Origin of the sequence: Falsigemmobacter faecalis (genome assembly GCF_003863335.1) — a bacterium.
GTDB lineage: Bacteria > Pseudomonadota > Alphaproteobacteria > Rhodobacterales > Rhodobacteraceae > Wagnerdoeblera > Wagnerdoeblera faecalis.
On the sequence record NZ_RRAZ01000014.1, the window covers coordinates 99,850 to 121,330 of the forward strand.

Sequence of the window (21,481 nt, forward strand, 5' to 3'; positions counted from 1 at the left end):
GGTCTTCCCCCCTCAGTGTACGGCCGCGTACATGATCTTTTCTTCCGTGGCCTCTTCGATGCCGAACTCCTCCACCACCCGACCCTGACGGGCGACCAGCACGCGGTCGGCCAGATTCATAATCTCAGGCAGGTAAGAGGAGATGACCACAACCGCGAGGCCGCTGTCAGCCAGTTCATTAATGACGGCGTGAAGTTCCGCGATGGCACCAACATCCACCCCTCGCGTCGGCTCATCAAAGATCACCAGTTTCGGGTTTTGCACCAAAGACTTGGCGATCACGACCTTCTGCTGATTGCCCCCTGACAACTCAATCACCCGGGCATTGCCATCAATGGCGCGCACCTTCAGACGGTCGGTCCACTGCTTTGAAACCTCCATCATCTCTTTGTAAGAAATGGTGGAAGCGCGGTTCAGATCGGCCCCCAAAAGCCCGGTATAGATATTCTCGGCGATGGATTTCGTCTCAAAGAAGCCCTCAAGCTTGCGATCCTCGGTGACGTAAACGATGCCGTCTTTCACCGCCGGGCGCGGCGTGCGGTAGCGCACCGCCCTGTCGCCAAAGCGCAGCTCGCCGCCATGCAGGAAGTCGCGCTTCACCACACCGGCGATGATCTTCGCCGTCTCCGTCCGCCCCGAGCCGATCAGCCCGAAAATCCCGGTGATCTGCCCCGCATAGACGGAAAATGAGGTATTTCTGACCATCCGCCCCATCGAGAGGTTCTGCACGCTGAGAACCTTCTCCCCAAGCGGCCGCGCCTGGCGCGCGCCCTTTTGGTAGATCTCTTCCGTCAGCGTGCGCCCGACCATGCTGGAAACAATGCGGTCGCGATCAAAATTCTTCGCCTCATCGGTCACCACATGCTGACCGTCGCGCAAAATGGTGATCCGGTCCGAGATCATCAGCGCCTCTTCCAGCGCGTGACTGATGAAGATGATCGACACCCCATCGGCCTTCAGCCGGTTCACCAAGCCGAAAAAGTGGTGCTTTTCCTCAGGGGTCAGAGTGGCGGTCGGCTCATCAAAGATGATGACGCGGGCCTTGTGATGCACCGCGCGGGCAATCTCAACCATCTGCTTTTGCGCCGCGCCAAGCTGGCTGACAAACATCGTGGGATCGACGTTGAAGTTCAGCGATTGCAGAAACTGTTGAGCGGCAATGTAAATTCCGCGCAGACGGTTCAGGAATTTCTCATTCCCCAGATAGATATTCTGCGCCACCGTCAGCGAGGGGACCAGCGATGTCTCCTGAAACACCATCGCGATACCGTTGTGCAAAGCATCCGCGGGCCTCGAAAACGCAAGCTTCTCGCCGCGCAGCAGCACCTCTCCCCTGGTCGGGCTGTGCACCCCGGCGATGATCTTGGTCAGCGTCGATTTTCCGGCCCCGTTTTCGCCCAGAAGCGCGTGAATCTCGCCGGGGCGCAGGGTGAAATTCACATCCCTCAGCGCAGGCACGCCGTGAAATTCCTTGGTCACACCGCGCAGATCAATGATCGGCTCCATCAGCGGGCCTCCTCTCGCACAGAGATGCGCAGCACCTCATCGCCGCCGGTCACCGCCAGCCACAAAGAACCCTCCGCCTCTGCCAGCGCCGTGACGCCGTGGCGGCGGCCCCCGGCGCGGCTGTGCAGACTTTGCAGCGGCGTCCAGGCGGCGTTAAACTCCGCCACCAGCCCCGCCGAGCGTGAGGGGGCCCAGGGTTTCAGAATGCCCATCTGCTTCAGCGCGCCCCCCTGCATCGGCTCCAGAAAGCTCCGCCCCGAAGACAGGGCGGGCGCGATCCAATAGTCGGGCGGCACCTCCGCCATCATCTCGCGGCGGTATTTCGGCTCGCGCAGCACCAGTTCCAAAAGCGGGCTGCGCGGGGCAAAAAGCGCAAGCCAGGCCCCGCCTGAGGGCGTGGCGGCAAGCCCCGCCGGATAGCCCGGAAGATCTTCGGCAAGCACCCGGCGCTGACCGGATTTATCAATCCAGATCAGCCGCTTGCACCAGGATTCCGCGACCACCATCCCGCCGTCGCGCGGCATCAAACCCCAGGGAAAGCCCAGCTTCTCAGCCACAGTGCTCAACTGCCCATCGGCCCAGCGCAACAGCTTTCCGGCGCGGCGCTGTTCCAGGAAATCACGGCTCCGCTCTGCAAATCCATGCAACTCAGAGCCGATGGCAATCCAAAGCGCGCCTTCCGCGTCCCAGGCCAGCGCCGTGATGCAGCGAAGACCCGCCAGGGCTGCGGGCCGCTCCCCGCCAATGGCAATGCCGTCAGAGCCAACCGCCAGCACCCCCGCAGGTGAGAGCGCCATGGCCGTCACAACCCCCGGCTCAATGCGGATCTCTCCCGCCGCAGACATCACCCGCGCGCCTTCCGCCCAGAGCGGGCGACCGTCCTGCAAAACCAGCGCCATGGGCGCGCTGGCGCCATGTCCGGCGGCGGCCTCTTCCAGGCGGTTGTTCGGCTTCCAGGCCCCGTCCAGCGGCGGGACCGTCAATGCGGCCTCTCCGCGACCGAGAAGGCGGTCAGATACCCTGCGCAAAGCCCCGATCATGCGCCTTTCCCCCAATAATCGCCAAAGCCCGTCCAGGTCGGATCCGCCCCCGGCAGACGCACGCGGCCGATGCGGTTGTTGGTAATGCCACCAAGGTAAAGCCAGCCCTTATGCTCGCGCATCGAGGTGATCATCGGATGGTTCTTCGCGCCCTGATCCCAGAGCGTCTCCAGCACCTCCCCACGCTCATTAAAGCGGATGACGCAGCCGATATTGAGGTTCGGGTACAGCCACTGATCGGGCGCAATGCGGCGCGACATGCGGCGGCGGAAGCCCGGATTGCGCAAAGCCACATCCAGCGCCGGGGTCCGCATCCCCATGATTGCACACCAATAACTGCCGTCAGAGGCCCGGTTGATATTGTCCGGATAGCCCGGCAGGCGGTCGAGCACGGTCTCAATCTGACCGGCTTTCGGCCCATGGGTCCAAAGGCGGCGGATGCGGCAGGCCCAGCTTTCCGCAAAAAGGATCGACTGCCCGTCCTGCGTGGTACAGATGCCGTTCGGGAAGATCAGCCCCCGCGCCATGGTGCGGGTTTTGCCGGTGGCCGGATCATAACAGACGATCCGCCCGTTGCCGCGGCTTTCCAGCGCATCGACCGGCCAGTCGTGCATCTCATAGCGCACGGTGGCTTCCGAGAACCAGATTTTGCCGTCCGGCGTGATATCGCAGTCATCGGCCAGACGCAGGCGGCTGTCATCCACCACCGACAGCGCCGAGCGGTTGGTCTCATCGGTCAACCGGCTGACCACGCGCTCTGGCGTGATCTGATAAAGCCCCATGCCGCCGACGCAGACCACCAGATTGCGGTCTTTGTCGAAAGACATCCCCAGCGGTGAGCCGCCGATATGGGCAAAAACCTCATGGCGGCTGTAATCCGGGGCAAAGAAGCGCAGGATATCGCCGTGACGGGTGCCGCAATAAAGATGGTCCTCCTCATCAAGGATGACATCTTCCGGGCTTTCCACCGCGCCAAGGCCAATGATCTCCACCTCGCCCAGACGGTCGTTCAGGGCAAATTCCCCCTCACCCGCCACGCGCGGCTTTGGCAGCTCAATCAGCGTGGGCGAGACATAGACCTTATTCAGCAGCTTATCGCGGTTCTTCAGCCAGCGCACATCAATGAAGACCGCCGCCATCAGCGTCAGCCCCAGCACCATCTGGCCTGAGCCCGAGTTCAGCCCCAGCCGCAGCACGCCATTGGTCATCACCAGCACGATCACCGCGCCAATCATCGCCTTCACGATGGAGCCGCGGCCACCGCCCAGCGAATTGCCGCCCAGCACCGCCGCCGTCAGCGCCATGATCTCCATGCCGATGCCGGTATCTGACCCCGCCCCCGAAAGCCGCGCCGCATAAAGCACCCCCGCCAGCCCGCAGAGCATCCCCGAGATCGTATAGGCCGCGCAGACCAGCCCCTTCACCGGCAGCCCGATGTTATGCGCCGAGCGGCGCGAGCCACCGATCGCCATCATCCGCCAGCCCGGGCGAGAGCGGGTCATCAGCACATGGCCGACCACCGCCACCACCACCAGCAGCGCAAAGGAAAACGGCAGCCCCAGCAGATTGCCCATCCCCATGAGATCCCACCAGGGATTGTCATAGAAACTCAGCGACATCGCCTGGGCGTATTTCAGCAAAAGCATATCCACCACGGCGCGCACGATGATCAGCGTCACCAGCGTGGTTAAAAAAGCCCTCAGCCGCAGATAGCCGATCAGCACCCCGTTGATCAGCCCGACCGAGCCGCAGATCAGCACCACCGCCGGCACCGCCACCCAAAGCGGCCAGCCCGCGAGGTTCAGAAAGGCCAGCGCCAGAAAATTCCCCAGCGCGAAGTTTGACCCGACCGAGAGATCAATCCCGCCGACGATAATCACGATGGTCATGGCCAGGCAGACAAGGGCAAATTCCCCCAGCTGCCGTGCGGTCATGGAAAGATTTCCACCGGTCCAGAAGTTCGGCAGCAAAGCCCCGAAAACCAGGATCACCAGCACCAGAACCGTGAAGGGAATGGCGTTGTCGATCCATTTCTTCGACAGGATCTCGCCGATCAGATGATCAGGGATAAAGCGGTATCTCAGACGTGTCAGGGTTCCGGCCTGCGCCACGGTCTTCCTCCTCAGGTCTTATCGGGCGAAGAAGGGGGGCAGCCCTGCCCCCCTCACAGGCTCAGCGCAGGATTTTCGCGTAGTCTTCAGCGTTCCAGCAGGTGCCGTCTTTGACATCAGCAGCGGTCATATAGCGGTAGGGGCTATACATCTGGGTCTTGATCGCGCCCCCGCCCTGCTTGTTTTGCAAAGCGACCATAATGGCGGTCCAGGCATCCCGGCCCATGCCAACGGCGTTATAGTTGTAAGCCGCCGAGAAGGTGCCATCCTTCAGCATGTCGCACATCGACTGCGCACCACCACCCGAGGTGATGAAGAAGACCTTTTCCGACAGCCCCGCCTGTTTGATCGCAGCGCCGGTGCCCACACCCTGGCCGTCCCAGACATCAATCACCGCGCAGACATCGGGATGCTGCTGCAACACGGTCTCGGTAATGGCGCGTGCTTTCGAGGCATCCCAGTCCGCCGCCTGGCTGGAGACAAGCTGGATTTCCGGGTTCTCTTTGAAGACTTTCTCAATGCCCTGAACCTGATAGAAGCTCACGCCTCCGGTCAGCACGCCCTGAACCAGCGCGACTTTATGCGAGGTGTCGGTGCCCTTGCCGCATTTCTCGACGACCTTCTGCGCGATCTGCTCGCCCATGCCGATGAAATCGGGGGCCACCACCGCATCGGTCTGCACAGCCCCGGCCATATTCAGCTGCACCACCACGATGCCCTGGGAATTAGCCTGTTTCATCAAACGCGCAAGGCTTTGCATATCGGGGTTCTGGGTCACGATGACATCGGGCTTTTCCGCCAGCAGCGCGGTAAAGCCCTGCGCCATGGCATCGGTGCTCCAGTTCGGGTCCTGGGAGGAGAATTCCATCCCATAGACCTGTGACTGCTGCTTCACGACGCCGCCCCAGGCCTGCGCGAGGTCAAAACCGATCGAGATCGGCAGATAGGCAATCTTTTTGCCCTTCAGGCTTTCGAGCGCCGCATCGCGGAAGGGATCCTTCATCTCCTGCGCCAGCGCAGGCAGCGCCGCCGTCAGAGCCACGGATGCCGTCAGCGCAAGGCTGAGAGCTTTCATTACACGCATGTCTTCCTCCCAAGTCTGTTGAAAAAGGCCCTGGCGCTTCAGATGTCGCCCTGCTGGCCGGTTTGTTCGTCACGCGGATTGAGGATGCTGTCGGCCACGATCGCCAGCAGCAGGATCAGGCTTTTAATGACGTTCTGGACGGTGAACTGGATGTCCATGATGGTCATGCCGTTCATCAGCACGCCGATCAGCAGCGTGCCGACGATCACATTGCGCACATTCCCGCGCCCGCCCGACAGGCCCACGCCGCCCAGAACGACCACCAGAATGACGTCGTAGATCATGTTGGAATTGACGATGCGGGTGTTCATCGCCGCCACCGAAGTGGCCGTGATCAACCCGGCGATGAAGGCGATGCCCCCCGACATCACATATTGCATCACCAGCGTCGGGCGCAGCGGAATCCCGGTGATCCGCGAGGCCGCCGCATTATCGCCCACTGCAAAGATAAAGCGGCCCGGCTTGGTAAACTTCAGGAAAAGCCAGACCACAGCCGCCACCATCAGCGCGACAAGGATCGGCATTGGCACGCCGAGAAAATATCCCTGGCCCAGAAATTTGATCCAGCCGATGTCGTTGGACATATAAACGACATCCGTCCCGGTGATCAGATAGGCCCGCCCGAAGCCATAGACAAAGGTCGCCATGGCGAGCGTCGCAAAAAGCGGCGGGATCTCGGCATAGGCGATCAAAAGCCCGCAGACCAGGCTCATGACCAGGGCAAAGAGCAGCCCATAGGTCAGCGCCGTGCCCAGACCCGCGCCGGTATTCACCAGCTGCAGCGACCAGGCGACCGAGATGGTCATCATGGCCACCATCGAGAGATCCACCCCCCGGCCCAGCACCACAATCAGCATGCCGATGCCTAAGATACCCAGCACCGCCACAGAGCGCAGCAGCGACAACATATTGTTGGCATTGGTAAAATTCGGCAGCGTCATGGCAAAAATGAGAAACAGAAGCACCGTGAGCGCCAGCACGATGCGCTCCTGGTTGAACTGCCTGACCAGCGATCCCGGCACCTTCGCTCCTCCCTGAAACGGCCACAGACCATCGGCCGCGCATGGCTCATGCGGGGCAGAACGTGTCGCTGCGGCAGATGTAAGTTCGTCGCCTCCGTCGCACCCCCTCCCCGGGGTCAGACGGACGGCCTCTCCTGAGGACAAAGGCTAGCAGGGGGCGTTAGAACCGGAAATTATAATTTATCTATCTGGTCCATCGCCTGATGTTATGGCTCGGTCTCCGGCAGCGGCAGGGGCCGCGCCCCCGCCCAGCTGCCCGAGCGGGCCAGATTTTGCAAAACCTCACAGGCGAGGCTCTGGATCGCGGCCACGGAATTGCTCATCGGGCGGCCCGTGGCATGGGCCAGCCAGACCGAGCGCAGGATCTCAGGATCGCGGATCTGCCAGCCCTGCAAACGCCCCTCAGAAATCTCGCGGTGAACGGCATTGCCCGGCAGGATCGAGCAGCCAAAGCCCGAGCGCACCAGCTCTTTGATGCTGTGATAGCTGTCGACTTCAATCACCGTACTCAGGCTGACCCCGGCGCTGATGGCATAGCGCGTCAGCAGCTCGCGCAGCCCATGCGCCGCTCCGGGCAGGATCATCGGGATATCGGCCAGATCACCCAAGGCCACCGCACCGCCAGGCGGGGGCAAAACCACCCCCTCCGGGGCTGCGGGGGGCGCAAAGAAGACCAGCTCTTCGTCCAGCAACCGCACGGAATCGATGCCGCTTTCATTGACCTCACGGTAGACGACCGCCAGATCGATCCGCGCCTCGCGCATCCAATCAAGGACAAAGCCGCTCATGGCCTCGGCGATCCGCAGGCGGATATTGGGATAGCGGATATGCGCGGCGCGAATCAGCGGCACCGACAGCACCTCTCCGATCGTCCCTGGCAGGCCCAGACGCACCTCGCCCGAGGGATCGGCCTGCTGGCCGCGGATTTCCTCTTCCGCCACGGCCAGTTGCCCGATGATGGTGCGCGCATTGCGCAAAAGGATCGCGCCCGCCTCGGTGGGCACCACGCCTTTGGGGCTGCGAAACAGCAGTTTCGTGCCCAGATCGGCCTCCATATTGCGCACATGCAAAGACAGCGCGGGCTGCGCGACATGCAAAAGCGCGGCTGCCCGGGAGAAAGATCCCTGTTCGGCAATCGCCACGAAATAGCGCAGCTGGCGGATATCCATGCGGTCTCTCTGCTCGATATGCGGTCCGGGGAAGAGGCTTCACGCTAGCGCCCGGGCGCGCCTCCGGCAAGCGTCCAGCAGATCATCGGCTGAAGAAGCGCCGCCCCCCCCGGATCAGGGCTGATCTGCCCGCGCCAGGCGCGCCTGAGGTCCGGCCCCGCCGCCGCAAGGCTGGCCGCATCGGTCAGGCCCTGATCCATCAGCGCCTCGGTAAAGCCGGGGAGGCCGGAAAAGACAAAGCGTTCCTCCCAGCGTGTCAGATCGCGCAGATCGGCGCGGCCACTGGCCGTCAGATCGGCAATCAGCGCCGGGGCATCGGGGCGCGGCGGGCGCAGAACCCGCAGCATGCGGTGCAGACTGCCCCAGGGCTGCGCCTCGATGATCCAGAGCTCACAGCCGCGGTCGAGCAGCCCCGGCAGAACGCCCGCCCACTCGGGCAGAGCGTGCAAAAGAACCAGCAGCCGCCTGTCAGGATCGGGCGCAGGCCGCGTTGAAAACCCGCCCTCGGCCAGCGCCCGCGCCACGCCGGCACTCACCTGCCCGACCACTGAAACCTCTGCCGGCTGGCACAGCCGCAGCCGTCCGCGCAAAAGATCAGCGGTGTCTTCGGGCACGGACGGGGCGGGGCTGCGATCAGCCATGATCTCCTCGGGCTCAGACCCGTGGATGATCCCCGAGCGCCCCCTCGCGATCAAATACCGGCTTTCTCAACCCGCCATAGCAAAGTCCTATAGCCCGCCCGCCCCTTCAAGGCTGCCAAGATCAAGCAGGCAGTGAACGCCCTTCACCCCGTTCACCACCTGGGTGATGCGCAGGCTGCCAAAGAGGCTGCAATGACGAAAGGCCTCGGTCCGGGTCAGGGGGCTGCGGGCGCAGATATTATCGATCATCCGCGCGGCAGCGGCCTCGGCAGCGCGGTCGAGATCTGGATCAAATCCCATTGTAATCAGCCGGTTGTCATAAAGGATCTCCGGCGCTGAGGGCGCGGTGCCCTTCTCCAGCTGAAAGCGGAAACGCCCGTTCAGCGCCGTCTCCAGCGCGGTGTCGCAGATCTCACCATCGCCCTGCAGCGCATGGCCATCCCCCGCCATAAAGAGCGCTCCCGGCACAAAGACCGGCAGCGAGATCACCGCGCCCGCACGGGCAAGGCGGTTGTCGATATTGCCGCCAAAGCCCCCCGGCGGGACTGAGGACAGCCGCCCGCCCGCCCGTGGCGGGGCCACGGCCAGGATGCCGAAAAAGGGCGCAAGCGCCGCCTCCGGCCCCCAGGGCAGCTGCGCGGTGCCGCGGTCCCGGTCAATGGCGACGGTCAGATTCTCATAAGCGGTCGCGAGATCGGGGAACATGCCAAAGCCCGGCTCAATGGCGTTCCAGCCATAGTCCTGGGCAAAGCGGATCTCTTCGATCTCAACCACCAGCCGGTCGCCGGGCATGGCCCCCTCAACAGCGATCGGGCCGGTCAGCATATGCGGCCCGAGCTCGGGGGATTTCGCTGCAATGACAGCCAGATGCGCAGGCAGCGCCGTGCCGGGCTGACCCGCGGCGGGCAGATTGCGCGCCCCGCCCGACAGCGTCTCAACCTCAACGCTGTCGCCAGGGCGGATGCGCAGAACCGGCGCGGCATCGGGGTCCAGATGGCCCCAGAGAATGGTGTCAGGGCGCGCGGGCAAATGGTGCAGCATCAGGGCCTCCGTCAGATCGCGCGGAGGGTGGCGGCAGCGCTGCACCGCCGCAAGGGCTTAGTGCGGGATGCTGCGCAGGCTGCGCATATGGCGCGCGATCAGCCGGGTGCCGGTCTCGGGCAGATCAAAGGCGCGGTCCGAGGCCATCCACTCCGCCATCAGCCCGCGAAACAGCGCCACCAGCGACAAAGCCGCCTCCACCGGGGTCAGATCCCCGGCAAGATGGCCGTTTTCCTGCGCCCGGGTCATCAGACGCACCATCAGCCCGAAGCCCTCCGTATTCGGGCCGGGACCGCTGTCGGGCGGGCTCTGCTCCAGGATGGTGAACATGCGCTGGCGGCTTTCCTCACCCGCGAAGGTCGCAAGACAGGGCCGGGTCTGCGCCAGGATGACCTCAAAGACATCCTCAGGACGGGTGTCCAGCGCCGCCTCCATAATATCGACCTCCGGCGGGCGATAGCGGTCGCGTAGGGCAGCAAGCAGGTCGCGCTTATCACGAAAGTGCCAATAAACCGCCCCCCGGGTCACCCCGGCAGCCCGCGCGACCTGGTCGAGCGAAGTGGCCTGAACGCCTTTATTTGCAAAGAGTTGCTCGGCCGCATCCAGGATGTCGGCGCGCGTTTTCTCTGCCTCTTCTTTGGTGCGGCGCAAAGTCCCCTCCCGGCGTTTCTGACTTTACATACAAGCATGAATGTATGAAAAGGTCCACACGGCTCTGACCGGCGGACTGAGAGATGGCGCGAAATTGTGGCGCGGTTCCGACCGCCGCCCCGCCCGCTTCTTCGCTCCGGCCTCCGGGATCGGGCGAACAAGTAAAGCGGAAAACCATGAAAAGCCTTAAGGCCACCGAGCAGTTACCGCGGCGCAGCTTTCTTCTGGGAACGGCCCTGCTGGCTGTTGCCGGATGCGCGCCGGCTGCCTTTCGCAGCCATGAAACCGAAACCGGCGCGACTTTCGACACTGCCGCACCGCCCCGCACCGCGGCGACCGCCCCCTGGTTCCAGGCTTTCCGCGATGCCCAGCTGAATGAGCTGGTCACCGCAGCCCGTGCCCGCAACCTCAGCGTTCAAAACGCGGTTGAGGCGATCCGCGCGGCAGAGGCCGCTTCGGGTCAGGCCGGCTCCGGGGCCTTCCCCTCGGTCGGCGCAAGCGGCGGGGCCACGCGCTCGGAAAATGCCGCCGGTGCGATCTCGGAATCGAGCTCGGCCGGATTGAATGTCTCGTGGGTATTGGACCTCTTCGGGGCCAATGCGAACGCCCGCAAGGCGGCGGCTGCGCGTCTTGACGCAAGCCGCCTGACTGCCGATGCCACCCGCCTGGTGATTGAGGGGGCGGTGGCATCGGCCTATGTCGATCTGCGCTATTATCAGGAGAGCATCGCGCTGACGCGCCGCTCGCTGACCAGCCGCCGCAAATCGCTGGAGATCACCCGCACGCGGTTTGATCTGGGCGATGCGGCGCAGATGGATGTGCTGCAGGCCGAGCAGCTGGTCGCCGAGGGTGAGGCACAGCTGCCCGCCTATGAGATCGGCTTTGATCAGTCGCTGGCGAAACTGGCGACCCTGGTGGCAGGCCGCAGCGCCGCGCTGCGCCCGCAGCTTTCAAAAGGCCGCCCGGTGCCGAACCCGCGCTTCAGGCCTTCGGTCGGGGTTCCGGCAGATGTGCTGCGCGCGCGTCCCGATGTGGGCGTCCAGGAAAAGCTTTATGAGGCCGCCGTTTACGACATCGGCGTGGCCCGCACGCAATTCCTTCCGGTGGTCAGCCTTGCCGGATCGATCACGCCGACCAATATCTCTGGCGGTGGCAATGTTTCGCCCTGGTCTTTCGGCCCGACGGTGTCGCTGCCGATCTTCCGCGGCGGTGCATTGATCGCCAATCTGCGCGGCGCAGAGGCCCGTGCGGCTCAGGCGCATATCGCCTGGAAAGCCGCCGTGCTGAAGGCCGTTGAAGAGGTGGAGACCACGCTGGCCGCCGCCAACCGCGATGCCCGCAGCGTCGGCACCCGGCAGCGTCTGGTCGAGACCTCGCGCAAGACGGTGGAGCTGGCGCAGACCAATTTCTCGATCGGCGAAGGCACTTTCATGAACGTGCTCGATGCCGAACGCAGCTATCTGAACGCGCAGCAGGGCCTGGCCTCGGCGGTCCGTGTTCGGGCGCTGAACTTTATCTCGCTCAGCCTTGCGGCGGCGGGCGGCACCGGTGCCGCGCAATAACAGGAGGTCCTTAACCTCCTTCCTTTAATGATTTCCCTCCGGCCCGGATGATGCTTCCATCATCCGGGCCGGTTCCATCCGATCCAAATCTCGCAGGTAGCCTGATGTCCTGGCCCCGGACCCCCCGTTTCTCTCTCTCCGTCACAGCGCTGATGACGACGCTGCTGCTGCTTTTGCCGCTGGCAGCCGCTCAGGCCGTCGCGCAGGGCGCGCCGGGTGGCGCTCCGCCGCCCGCACCCGTTGGTTTCGTCCCGGTTGAGATCACCGACCATCAGATCACCGCGCGCCTGCCGGGCCGGGTCAAAGCCTCGACCGTGGCGGAAGTGCGCCCCCAGGTTTCGGGCATCATCCGTGAGCAGTTGTTCGAGGAAGGCCGGGTGATCAACGCGGGCGATCCGATCTTCAAGATCGAGGATGACAGCTACCGCGCCGCCGTGGCCGCTGCCCGCGCCTCTGTGACCCAGGCGAAAGCCAGCTATGAGCTGTCGATCACCGAAGAAAAGCGCGCTTTGGAGCTTTTTGGCAATAACGCAGGCTCGGCGCAGAAACGCGATGCCGCCGTAGCCAACCGCCAGTCGGCCGAGGCTGGCCTGCAGGCCGCCGAAGCCCGCCTGATGAGCGCCGAGATTGATCTGGAGCGCACCACCATCCGCGCCCCGATCACCGGCGTCATCGGCCTGTCGCAGGCCACCATTGGCGCGCTGGTCGCGGCGCAGCAGCCGACCACGCTGGCCACCATCCGCCAGCTTGATCCGGTGCATGTCGATGTCACGCAGTCGGCGGTCGATCTGCTGCGCTATACCTCGACCCCGGAGGGGCGCGAGATGCAAAACACCGGTGAGGCTGAGATGACCCTCTCGGACGGCACCACTTATAACGTCAAAGGCCGTCTGGCCGCCGCAGAGCCGCAGGTGGTGCCGACCACCGGCATGATTACCCTGCGGATGACCTATCCCAACCCGGATCACACGCTGCTGCCGGGGATGTATGTCGAAGTGCATCTGCCCCAGGCCATCGTGCGCGGCTCGGCGCTGGTGCCGCAGAACGCGGTGATGCGGGACCGCAGTGGCGCGACCTCGGTCTGGGTGATTGAGAACGGCACCGTGGCTGTGCGTCCGGTGAAAGTGGCCGGGACCGCGGGCAACAAGTGGGTGATCCAGGAGGGTCTGAAGGCGGGCGATCAGGTGATCACCTCGGGTTTCCAGAAGACCGGACCCGGCGCGCCGGTGACCCCGGTTCCTGAGGGTGGAGCCACCCCCGCAGGCGAAGCACCTGCGGAAACCAAAGGGGACTGATCCATGGCCCGCTTTTTCATCGACAGACCCATCTTTGCATGGGTCATCGCGATTATCATCATGGCGGTCGGCGCGATTTCGATCATGCGGCTGCCGGTCTCGCAATATCCGCAGATCGCCTCTCCCTCGGTGGTGATTACCGCCGTTTATCCGGGGGCTTCGGCCGAGACGGTCTCTGACACCGTGGTCCAGGTCATCGAGAAACAGATGACCGGCCTTGACGGGCTGCGCTATATCAACTCCTCGACCACCTCGACGGGGCGGGCGACGATCACGCTGACTTTTGCGCTTGGGACCGATCCCGATACCGCGCAGGTTCAGGTGCAAAACAAGCTCGCCCAGGCCAATGCCAGCCTGCCCCAGGTGGTGACCCGCCAGGGCGTGACGGTGACGAAATCAACGACCGGCTTCCTGATGGTGGTCTCGCTGATCTCGCCCGATAAGTCGCGCACCGAGGTGGAACTCGCGGATTATATGTCCTCGAACCTTGTCGAGAATTTCTCGCGCATCAAAGGCGTGGGCGGCGTGCAGGTCTTCGGGTCGGAATATGCGATGCGGATCTGGCTCGATCCGACAAAGCTGTCGTCTTATGACATGGCGCCGGGTCAGGTCATTGCCGCCATGCAGGGGCAAAACGCCCAGATCGCAGCCGGGGCCTTTGGCGCCCAGCCCGCGCCCGCCGGTCAGCTGCTGAACGCCACGATCACCGCGCAGTCGCTGCTGAAATCCCCCGAAGACTTTGAGCGCATCGTGCTGCGTGCTGATGCCGACGGCGGCCTTGTGCTGCTGCGCGACGTCGCGCGGGTCGAGCTTGGCGCCGAGATGTATGAGGTTGCGGCCTTCTACAACGGCGCGCCTGCGGCTGGTATGGCGATCCAGCTGGCCACCGGGGCCAATGCGCTCGACACCGCAGAGCTGGTGAAAACCCGCCTCGATGAGGTTGCACAGGATCTGCCCCCGGGCATGGAATATGTGATCCCCTATGACACCACGCCCTTCGTTTCGATCTCCATTCAGGCGGTGATTACCACCCTGATTGAGGCAATCGGCCTGGTCTTCCTGGTCATGCTGATCTTTCTGCACAACTTCCGTGCGACGATCATTCCGACCATGGCCGTGCCGGTGGTTCTGCTGGGCACCTTTGGCGTCATGGCGTTTTTCGGCTTTTCGATCAACACGCTGACCATGCTGGCCATGGTTCTGGCGATCGGCCTTCTGGTCGATGACGCCATCGTGGTGGTGGAAAACGTGGAACGCATCATGGCGGAGGAGCATCTTTCCCCGAAAGAAGCGACGAAGAAATCCATGGATGAAATCACCGGCGCGCTGGTCGGGATTGCCATGGTGCTTTCAGCCGTGTTTGTGCCGATGGCCTTCTTCGGCGGCTCAACCGGCGAGATCTATAAGCAGTTCGCCATTACCATTGTGGCGGCCATGGCGCTTTCGGTGGTGGTTGCGGTGATCTTCACCCCGGCGCTCTGCGCCACCATGCTCAAGCCGCATTCGCCGGTTCCGGGCCGTTATGCCCGCTTCTTTGAGCCGCGCTTCACCCGTCTGACCAATGGCTACGGCGGTCTGGTGAAAACCGTGGTGAAAAACCCGGTGCTCTCGCTGCTGGTCTATGCCGGTCTGATCGCCGGGATGGTGGGCCTGTTCAACAACACCCCGAAAAGCTTCCTGCCCGATGAAGATCAGGGCGTGTTGATGACGATCATCGTCGGCCCCTCGGGTGCCACCACCGAGCAGACCCGCGCGGTGGCCGAAGAGGTGCAGAACTACTACCTCGGCGCAGAGGGCAACAATATTGAATCCGTCTTCTCGGTGCTCGGCTTCTCCTTTGCGGGCGAAGGTCAGAACATGGGGATGATGTTCGTCAAGCTGAAGGACTGGAGCGAGCGGACCGCATCGGAAGATGCCGCAGCCGCGATTGCCGGCCGCGCCTTTGGCCCCCTGATGGGCGGCATCAAAGAGGCCGTAGTGATCCCGATCGTGCCGCCGGCGGTTCTGGAGCTGGGCAATTCCAACGGCTTCCAGGCCTTCCTGCAGGCCCGTGCGGGCCAGAGCCATGAAGAGCTGATGAACGCGCGCAATATGCTTCTGGGCCTGACGGCGCAGAGCGACAAGCTGATGGCCGTGCGCCCCAATGGCGTGGAAGATGCCGCGCAGTTCCGTCTGAACATCGACTGGGCAAAAGCCGGGGCGGTGGGTCTGACGGCCGCAGAGGTGGGGCAATATCTGAGCACCATCTGGTCTTCGGCCTATATCAACGACTTCCTCTATGAGGGTCGGGTGAAGCGGGTCTATGTCCAGGGCGAGCCCTGGGCGCGCACCAGCCCCGAGGATTTCGCGCTCTGGCGGATTCCGAACTCGAAGGGTGAGTTTGTGTCGCTGTCGACCTTTGCGACCCAGGAATGGATCTATGGCGCGCAGCAGGTCGTGCGCTATGACGCGCTGCCGGCGATGGAGTTGCAGGGTTCGCCCGCGCCGGGGGTCTCAACCGGGGAGGCGATGGCCGAGATGGAGCGTCTGGCCGGACAGCTTCCGCCGGGCTTCTCGCTGCAGTGGTCGGGTCTGTCGCTGGAGGAAAAAGAGGCCGGCGACGGCGCGATGCTGCTGTATTTCCTGGCGATTGCGGCGGTGTTCCTGTGCCTTGCGGCGCTTTATGAAAGCTGGGCGATTCCGGTTTCGGTCATTCTGGCGATGCCGGTCGGCGTGCTGGGCACCCTGATCGGGGCCTGGATCGGCGGGCAGCAGAATGGTGTTTACTTCCAGGTCGGCATGCTGACGGTGATCGGTCTGACGGGCAAAAACGGCATTATGATCGTTGAATTTGCCCGTGAGCGGATGCTGCGCCTGGGCGAAAGCGCCAAAGAGGCCGCCTATCAGGCCGCGAAACTGCGCTTCCGTCCGATCCTGATGACCTCGCTGGCCTTTGGGATTGGTGTGGCACCGCTGGTCTTCTCTTCGGGGGCCGGGGCGGGGGCGCGTCATGCCATTGGCTATGCGACGCTCTTTGGCACCATTTCGGGGACGCTGCTGGGGATCTTCTTCGTGCCGGTGTTCTTCGTGCTGATTGACCGGCTGTTTGGCGGGAAGAAATCCCCGCCGAGCGGGCTTGCTGCGCAAAGCGCAGAGTGACTGAGAAAGGCCGCCCCCTGGGGCGGCCTTTGCTTTTTGGGCTGAGGGGGGTGGAAGAAGACTGAGTATTTAAGAAAAGCCAAAGTCTGACGACGGGGCTTTCATGGCTCAGGCGGCTTTGGGTCTGGCCGGGCGCAGGCGGGCCACGAGGCGCAGGACCACCACCCAGAAGACCGGGACAAGGAAGATCCCGATGACAGCAGAGGCCGCCATGCCGCCAAGCACCCCGATGCCGATCGAGTGCTGCGCGGCGGCCCCTGCCCCGGAGGCGAGCGCGAGGGGCAGCACGCCGAGCATGAAAGCGAAGGTCGTCATCAGGATGGGGCGCAGGCGCAGGCGGGCGGCGTGGATGGCCGCATCGATGAGGGTCTCGCCCTTATGGTGCAGATCCTGGGCGAATTCGACGATCAGGATGGCGTTTCGGGCAGCGAGGCCGATGGTCGTCAGCAGGCCGACTTTGAAATAGACGTCGTTTGACTGGCCAAAGAGCAGCGCGGCTGCCAGGGCGCCGAGGATCCCGATCGGCACCGTCATCATCACCGCAAGCGGCACCGACCAGCTTTCGTAAAGTGCGGCGAGCGCGAGGAAAACCACCAGAGCGGAGAGCGCGAAGAGAAGCGGCGCCTGGTTGCCGGACATCCGTTCCTGGTAGGAAAGGCCGGTCCAGGCCGCGCCATAGCCGCCCGGAAGCTCTGCGACCAGCTTTTCCATGGTGGCCATGGCATCGCCGGAAGAAAGGCCGGGGGCGGCGGCGCCGCTGAGCTCCATGGCGCGGGTGCCGCCGTAGCGGGAGATGGCCTTCGGCTCCTGGTCCCAGGCCTGATTGGTGAAGGCCCCAAAGGAGACCATTTCGCCCTGGCCGTTGCGGGCATGCCAGAGGTCGATATTTTCAGGCTGAGACCGCGCCCAGGGTTCGCCCTGGACCACCACGGGGCGGAGTTCCCCGGCGAGGGCGAAGTCATTGACCTCTCGCCCGGAGAAGATCACCGAGAGCATGGAATTGACGGCGGAGAGCGAAAGCCCGAAGGCCGCCGCCTTTTGCTGGTCGATATCGAGGCGCAGCGCGCTTTGGAAAGCGGTTTCATTGCCGCGCAGGTTCATCACGCGACCGTCGGCCTGGGCCCGCCGGACCAGCTCAGCCGCCGCCGCAGAGAGCGCTTCCTGGCCCTGGCCGGACTGGTCGATCAGCTGCATGGTGAAGCCCGCCGAGCTGCCGAGGCCATTGATCGCCGGGGGTTGCAGCACGAAGACCTGGCCGCCGCGGATATTCATGAAGAAATAGCCATTGGCGCGGTTCACCACCTCTTCGGCGGTGATGCTCGGGCGCTGTTCATAGTCGCGAAGTTTGACGAACATCATGGCATTGTTCTGCCCCGCGCCGCCGAAGCTGAAGCCGAGCGCGGCAAAAACCGCCTCGACCGCGTCTTTTTCGGCGGTGAGGAGATAATCCTCGACCTCGGCCACAACGGCGCGGGTCTGGGCATCCGTGGCTCCATCGGGCAGCTGCACCATGGCGAGGATCACGCCCTGATCCTCCTGGGGGATGAAAGAGCCGGGCAGCTTTTGAAAGAGCATCCAGACACCGGCGGAGATCGCCAGCAGCAGCACCAGAAAGCGAAACGGGCGGCGCACGAAGCGCGAGACCGCCGCGCCATAGCCATTGGTCATCTTATCCAGGCCCCGGTTGAACCAGCGCACGGGCGCGATACCGCCGCCGTGGCTGCGCCGCCGCAGCAGAGCCGCGCACATCGCAGGCGTCAGGATCAGCGCGACCCCCAACGACAGGACCATGGCCGTGATGATGGTCACTGAGAACTGTCTATAGATGATCCCGGTTGAGCCGGACATGAAGGCCATGGGCACAAAGACCGCCGAGAGCACGAGGACGATCCCCACGAGAGCCGAGCTGATCTCATCCATGCTCTTTTCCGTGGCAGCAACCGCATCGAGCCCCTCTTCCTCCATCACCCGCTCGACGTTTTCGACCACCACGATGGCGTCATCGACCAGCAGGCCGATGGCCAGCACCATGGCGAACATCGTCAGCGTGTTGATGGTATAGCCCGCCACCGTCAGCACCCCAAAGGTGCCCAGGAGCACCACCGGAATGGCGATCACCGGGATGATCGTGGCCCGCCAGGACTGCAGGAAGACAAGGATGACGAGGAAGACCAGAAGCACCGCCTCGGCCAGGGTTTTATAGACCTGGTTGATCGAGCGCTCAACGAAGGGGGAGGTGTCATAGGGATAAGCAACCTCAACCCCCTCTGGCAGCGAGCCCTCGATCTGCGCGATCTGGGCGCGCACGGCCGCGGCGGTATCCACCGCATTGGCCCCTGAGGCGAGGTTAACCGCAAAGCCCGCGGCCGGGCGGCCGTTGAACCGCGCCGTCATGGCATAGCTGTCCTGGCCGATCTCAATCCGCGCGACATCGCCCAGAAAAACCGTGGAGCCGTCGGTCGCGACCCGCAGCAGGATGCGCTGAAACTCTTCGACCGAGCTGAGCTGGGACTGCGCCGAGACCGGGAAGGTGATCCTTTGCCCCTCTGCCGAGGGCAGAGTGCCGATGGAACCCACGGTGACATTGACGTTTTGCTCAGAGACCGCCGCCATGACCTCGGCGGGGGTGACCTGATACTGGGTCAGTTTCAGCGGATCGAGCCAGATCCGCATGGCATAGCCCGCGCCAAAGACATCGACCGTGCCCACCCCCTGCGTGCGGCGGATCGGGTCGATGATGCGCTGCGAGACCAGATCGCCCAGCTCAACTGTGCTATGCGCGCCGGTGGTCGAGGCCAGCACCCCCACCAGCAGGATCGAGGAGGTTGAGCGCGTCACGCTCAGCCCCGTCTGCTGCACGACTGAGGGCAGCTGCGCCGTGGCCAGCTGCAGTTTGTTCTGCACCTGGACCTGCGCCATATCCGGGTCGATGCTGTCGTCAAAGGTCAGCGTGACCGAGCCGGAGCCCGAGGTGGAGGAAGAGGTCATATAGACCAGCCCCGCAATCCCCGTCATCGCATCCTCGATCACCGAGGTCACTGAATTCGCGACGATTTCCGCCGAAGCCCCGGTATAGGCCGCCCGCACCGAGACCGTGGTGGGCGCAATCTGCGGATATTGCTCAATCGGCAGGCGGCTGAGGCCGAGCGCCCCTGCCAGCATGACGACCAGCGCCAGAACCCAGGCAAAAACGGGGCGGTGGATGAAGAAGCGCGCCATCAGGCCTTACTCCTTCGCCGGAGCGGCAGGAGGCGCCGGCGGGGCCAGTGCCTTTGGCACCCCGCCCTCGGTCAATTCCACCTCAACCGACACGACCTCTGCGCCGGGCGTCAGTCCGGACAGGCCGTCAACGATCAGCTGCGCCCCCGGCGTCAGCCCCTCGGTGACGATCCAGTGATGCTCAAAGCTGCCCAGATCGCTCAGCTGATGCTGAACCGCCTTGCCGTTTTCGACCAGAAAGACGTTGAGAAGCCCGGTGCGGGCGCGGCTCGCAGCGGATTGCGAGACCAGATAGCCCTCCCGCGTGCCGAAAGAGATTTCACCCCGCACGAACTGCCCCGGCAGCAGCTTCAGATCGGGATTGGCGAAGAGAAAGCGGTAATCAATGGCCCCCGTCGTCTGCGAGACACGAAAGCCCGCGGCCTCAAGCTCACCCGCAACCTCATAGGTTTCGCCGGTTTCAAGGGTCAGGGTGGCGCTGATCTTCTCATTCACCGTCATCCGACCGGCGCGGATATCGGCCACCACCCGCTGCATCGCCGCCGAGGGCGAGAGAATATCCACCTCAATCGGGTCGAGCCGGGTGATCGTCGCCAGTTCCTGCGCCTGGCTGGCCGTCACCAGATCCCCGACCGAGACGCTGGCCACACTCGCCACACCGTCAATCGGAGCGCGGATCACCGTCCACTCCAGTTCCGCCTTCGCGATGGCAAGCTGCGCTTGCGCCGCGCTGACCCGGGCATCGGCCTGCTCTCCCGCCGAGCGGGTGTTCTCCAGATCCGCCCGCGAGACGCCCGAGCCCACCAGCTGCTCGGCCCGCGCGAGGCTGGCCGCCGCCTGCCCCGCCGCCGCTTTGGCAGAGCGCACCTCCGCATCTGCACTGGTCACCCGGCTTTCATAAACGCCCGGATCGACACGAAACATCTCATCCCCGGCCTTCAGCGGCCGCCCGGCGCGGTAGGAAATCCCGGTGACGAGGCCCGAAACCCTGGGCCGGATCGCCGCCTCCTCAAAGGCAACTGCCCGCCCCGGCAGCGTCACCCGCTGCGGGATGGGTCCGGGATTGAGGGTCACCACACCCACCTGTTTGGGCGGCACCTGCGGCGGCACCTGCGCAAGACCCGGGGCAGTGAAAGACGGAAAAAGCAGCAGCGCCGAAACCAGCAGGGATGCAGGGAAATGCATGAAATGTCCTTCGTCAGAAGTTCAGTGACTGCCCATGGCCTTTGCACCCCGAAAATGACCGGGCAGAGCCTGAATTTCCAACTCCGGGAATAGGTAACGGCTCCCCTGCAGAGCGCCTTTCTTGCCAGTGATCCGACCCGCGTCGACGTCATGACTGCTTTTCAGCGCTTCAAGTCCTGCCCGAAGCAGGCAAACCCCCAGGCCGCTCTGAGCTGATCCCCGCAAACCGGGCCGTTTGATGCCGGCGTTTTCGACTACGCGAGCCATTCTCTGACGCCGGACCTCCCTAATGCAAAGTCTTCCGGCTTCGCCCAAGGGGCAGGCGCCAGTTGATGTGAACCCACAAAACCGGATCATTTGAAACCGGAGTTTTTCGGCTCCCCTTCCCCATGGCCGGGAGGAGTTAAACGCGATGAAATCCTCGAAGTTCTCAGACGCGCAAAAGGCGTTCATCCTGAAGCAGGGCGCGGACGGTATGCCGGTGGCGGATCTGTGCCGCAAGGCCGGGATCAGCCCTGCGACCTCCTTCAGCTGGAAGAAAAAATGCGACGGCATGCTGCCGACGGATATGCGTCGGATGAAGCTGCTCGAGGACGAGAATGCCAAGCTGCGCAAGCTCGTTGCGGATCTGTCCCTGGATCAAGAGAGGCTGCAGGATGTCCTGCGCCGAATGCTCTGAGGCCTGCCGGGAAGCGTCAGCTTGTCGACCGCATCCTGGAGTGAAACGTTTCGATCCGGAGGGCCTGCGCGGTCTTCCTCGTCGGGACATCGAGCTCCCATTACAAAGCGCGGCGGCCCGGGCAGGCCAGCATAGAGC

General features: G+C 63.8%; 14 protein-coding genes and 1 pseudogene. 4 read left to right on the forward strand and 11 right to left on the reverse strand.

The genetic code is table 11. From position 1 onward, the window contains the following. Positions 1–12: 12 nt before the first annotated feature. The 9 genes from EG244_RS11235 to EG244_RS11275 all read right to left on the reverse strand — a co-directional run bounded on the left by EG244_RS11235 (position 13) and on the right by EG244_RS11275 (position 10,265). Positions 13–1,506 (reverse strand): sugar ABC transporter ATP-binding protein, encoded by a 1,494-nt coding sequence (locus tag EG244_RS11235; protein ID WP_124965087.1) that lies wholly within the window; start codon positions 1,504–1,506, stop codon positions 13–15. Then, a complete protein-coding gene (locus EG244_RS11240; protein WP_124965088.1) occupies positions 1,506–2,546 on the reverse strand; it encodes an SMP-30/gluconolactonase/LRE family protein in 1,041 nt (346 codons plus the stop codon). The genes EG244_RS11235 and EG244_RS11240 overlap by 1 nt, the downstream gene beginning before the upstream one ends. Beyond that, entirely contained in the window at positions 2,543–4,657 is a 2,115-nt protein-coding gene (locus EG244_RS11245; RefSeq protein WP_124965089.1) for an ABC transporter permease, read from the reverse strand. The genes EG244_RS11240 and EG244_RS11245 overlap by 4 nt, the downstream gene beginning before the upstream one ends. 61 nt (positions 4,658–4,718) lie before the next feature. Beyond that, positions 4,719–5,741 carry a sugar ABC transporter substrate-binding protein gene (locus EG244_RS11250; protein WP_199737939.1) on the reverse strand — a complete coding sequence of 341 codons (1,023 nt, stop codon included), beginning with the start codon at positions 5,739–5,741 and terminating at the stop codon, positions 4,719–4,721. Positions 5,742–5,779: 38 nt separating this feature from the next. Further along, complete coding sequence (locus EG244_RS11255) at positions 5,780–6,763, reverse strand: ABC transporter permease (RefSeq protein WP_233588986.1); 984 nt, start codon at positions 6,761–6,763, stop codon at positions 5,780–5,782. 206 nt (positions 6,764–6,969) lie between these two features. Further along, complete coding sequence (locus tag EG244_RS11260; protein ID WP_124965090.1) at positions 6,970–7,932, reverse strand: LysR family transcriptional regulator; 963 nt, start codon at positions 7,930–7,932, stop codon at positions 6,970–6,972. Between the two features lie 44 nt (positions 7,933–7,976). After that, entirely contained in the window at positions 7,977–8,573 is a 597-nt protein-coding gene (locus EG244_RS11265) for a hypothetical protein (RefSeq protein WP_124965091.1), read from the reverse strand. Between the two features lie 87 nt (positions 8,574–8,660). Further along, a complete protein-coding gene (locus EG244_RS11270; RefSeq protein ID WP_124965092.1) occupies positions 8,661–9,614 on the reverse strand; it encodes an acetamidase/formamidase family protein in 954 nt (317 codons plus the stop codon). Between the two features lie 57 nt (positions 9,615–9,671). Continuing rightward, complete coding sequence (locus EG244_RS11275; RefSeq protein ID WP_124965093.1) at positions 9,672–10,265, reverse strand: TetR family transcriptional regulator; 594 nt, start codon at positions 10,263–10,265, stop codon at positions 9,672–9,674. 176 nt (positions 10,266–10,441) lie between these two features. On the opposite strand from EG244_RS11275, the gene EG244_RS11280 reads away from it, so the two are divergent. The 3 genes from EG244_RS11280 (at position 10,442) to EG244_RS11290 (ending at position 16,260) form a co-directional block, all read left to right on the forward strand. After that, positions 10,442–11,827, forward strand: a complete 1,386-nt coding sequence (locus EG244_RS11280; protein ID WP_124965094.1) for an efflux transporter outer membrane subunit — start codon at positions 10,442–10,444, stop codon at positions 11,825–11,827. Positions 11,828–11,931: 104 nt separating this feature from the next. Next, complete coding sequence (locus tag EG244_RS11285) at positions 11,932–13,122, forward strand: efflux RND transporter periplasmic adaptor subunit (protein WP_233588987.1); 1,191 nt, start codon at positions 11,932–11,934, stop codon at positions 13,120–13,122. A 3-nt stretch (positions 13,123–13,125) separates the two neighbouring features. After that, positions 13,126–16,260 carry an efflux RND transporter permease subunit gene (locus EG244_RS11290; protein ID WP_124965095.1) on the forward strand — a complete coding sequence of 1,045 codons (3,135 nt, stop codon included), beginning with the start codon at positions 13,126–13,128 and terminating at the stop codon, positions 16,258–16,260. A 108-nt stretch (positions 16,261–16,368) separates the two neighbouring features. Here the strand turns inward: EG244_RS11290 and EG244_RS11295 are convergent, their stop codons facing one another. Both EG244_RS11295 and EG244_RS11300 read right to left on the reverse strand, forming a co-directional pair. Beyond that, positions 16,369–19,479, reverse strand: a complete 3,111-nt coding sequence (locus tag EG244_RS11295; RefSeq protein ID WP_124965096.1) for an efflux RND transporter permease subunit — start codon at positions 19,477–19,479, stop codon at positions 16,369–16,371. Between the two features lie 6 nt (positions 19,480–19,485). Beyond that, entirely contained in the window at positions 19,486–20,664 is a 1,179-nt protein-coding gene (locus EG244_RS11300; protein WP_124965097.1) for an efflux RND transporter periplasmic adaptor subunit, read from the reverse strand. A gap of 412 nt (positions 20,665–21,076) precedes the next feature. Between EG244_RS11300 and EG244_RS11305 the strand changes: the two are divergent. Continuing rightward, positions 21,077–21,481: pseudogene (locus tag EG244_RS11305) on the forward strand (transposase); the annotation flags it as partial.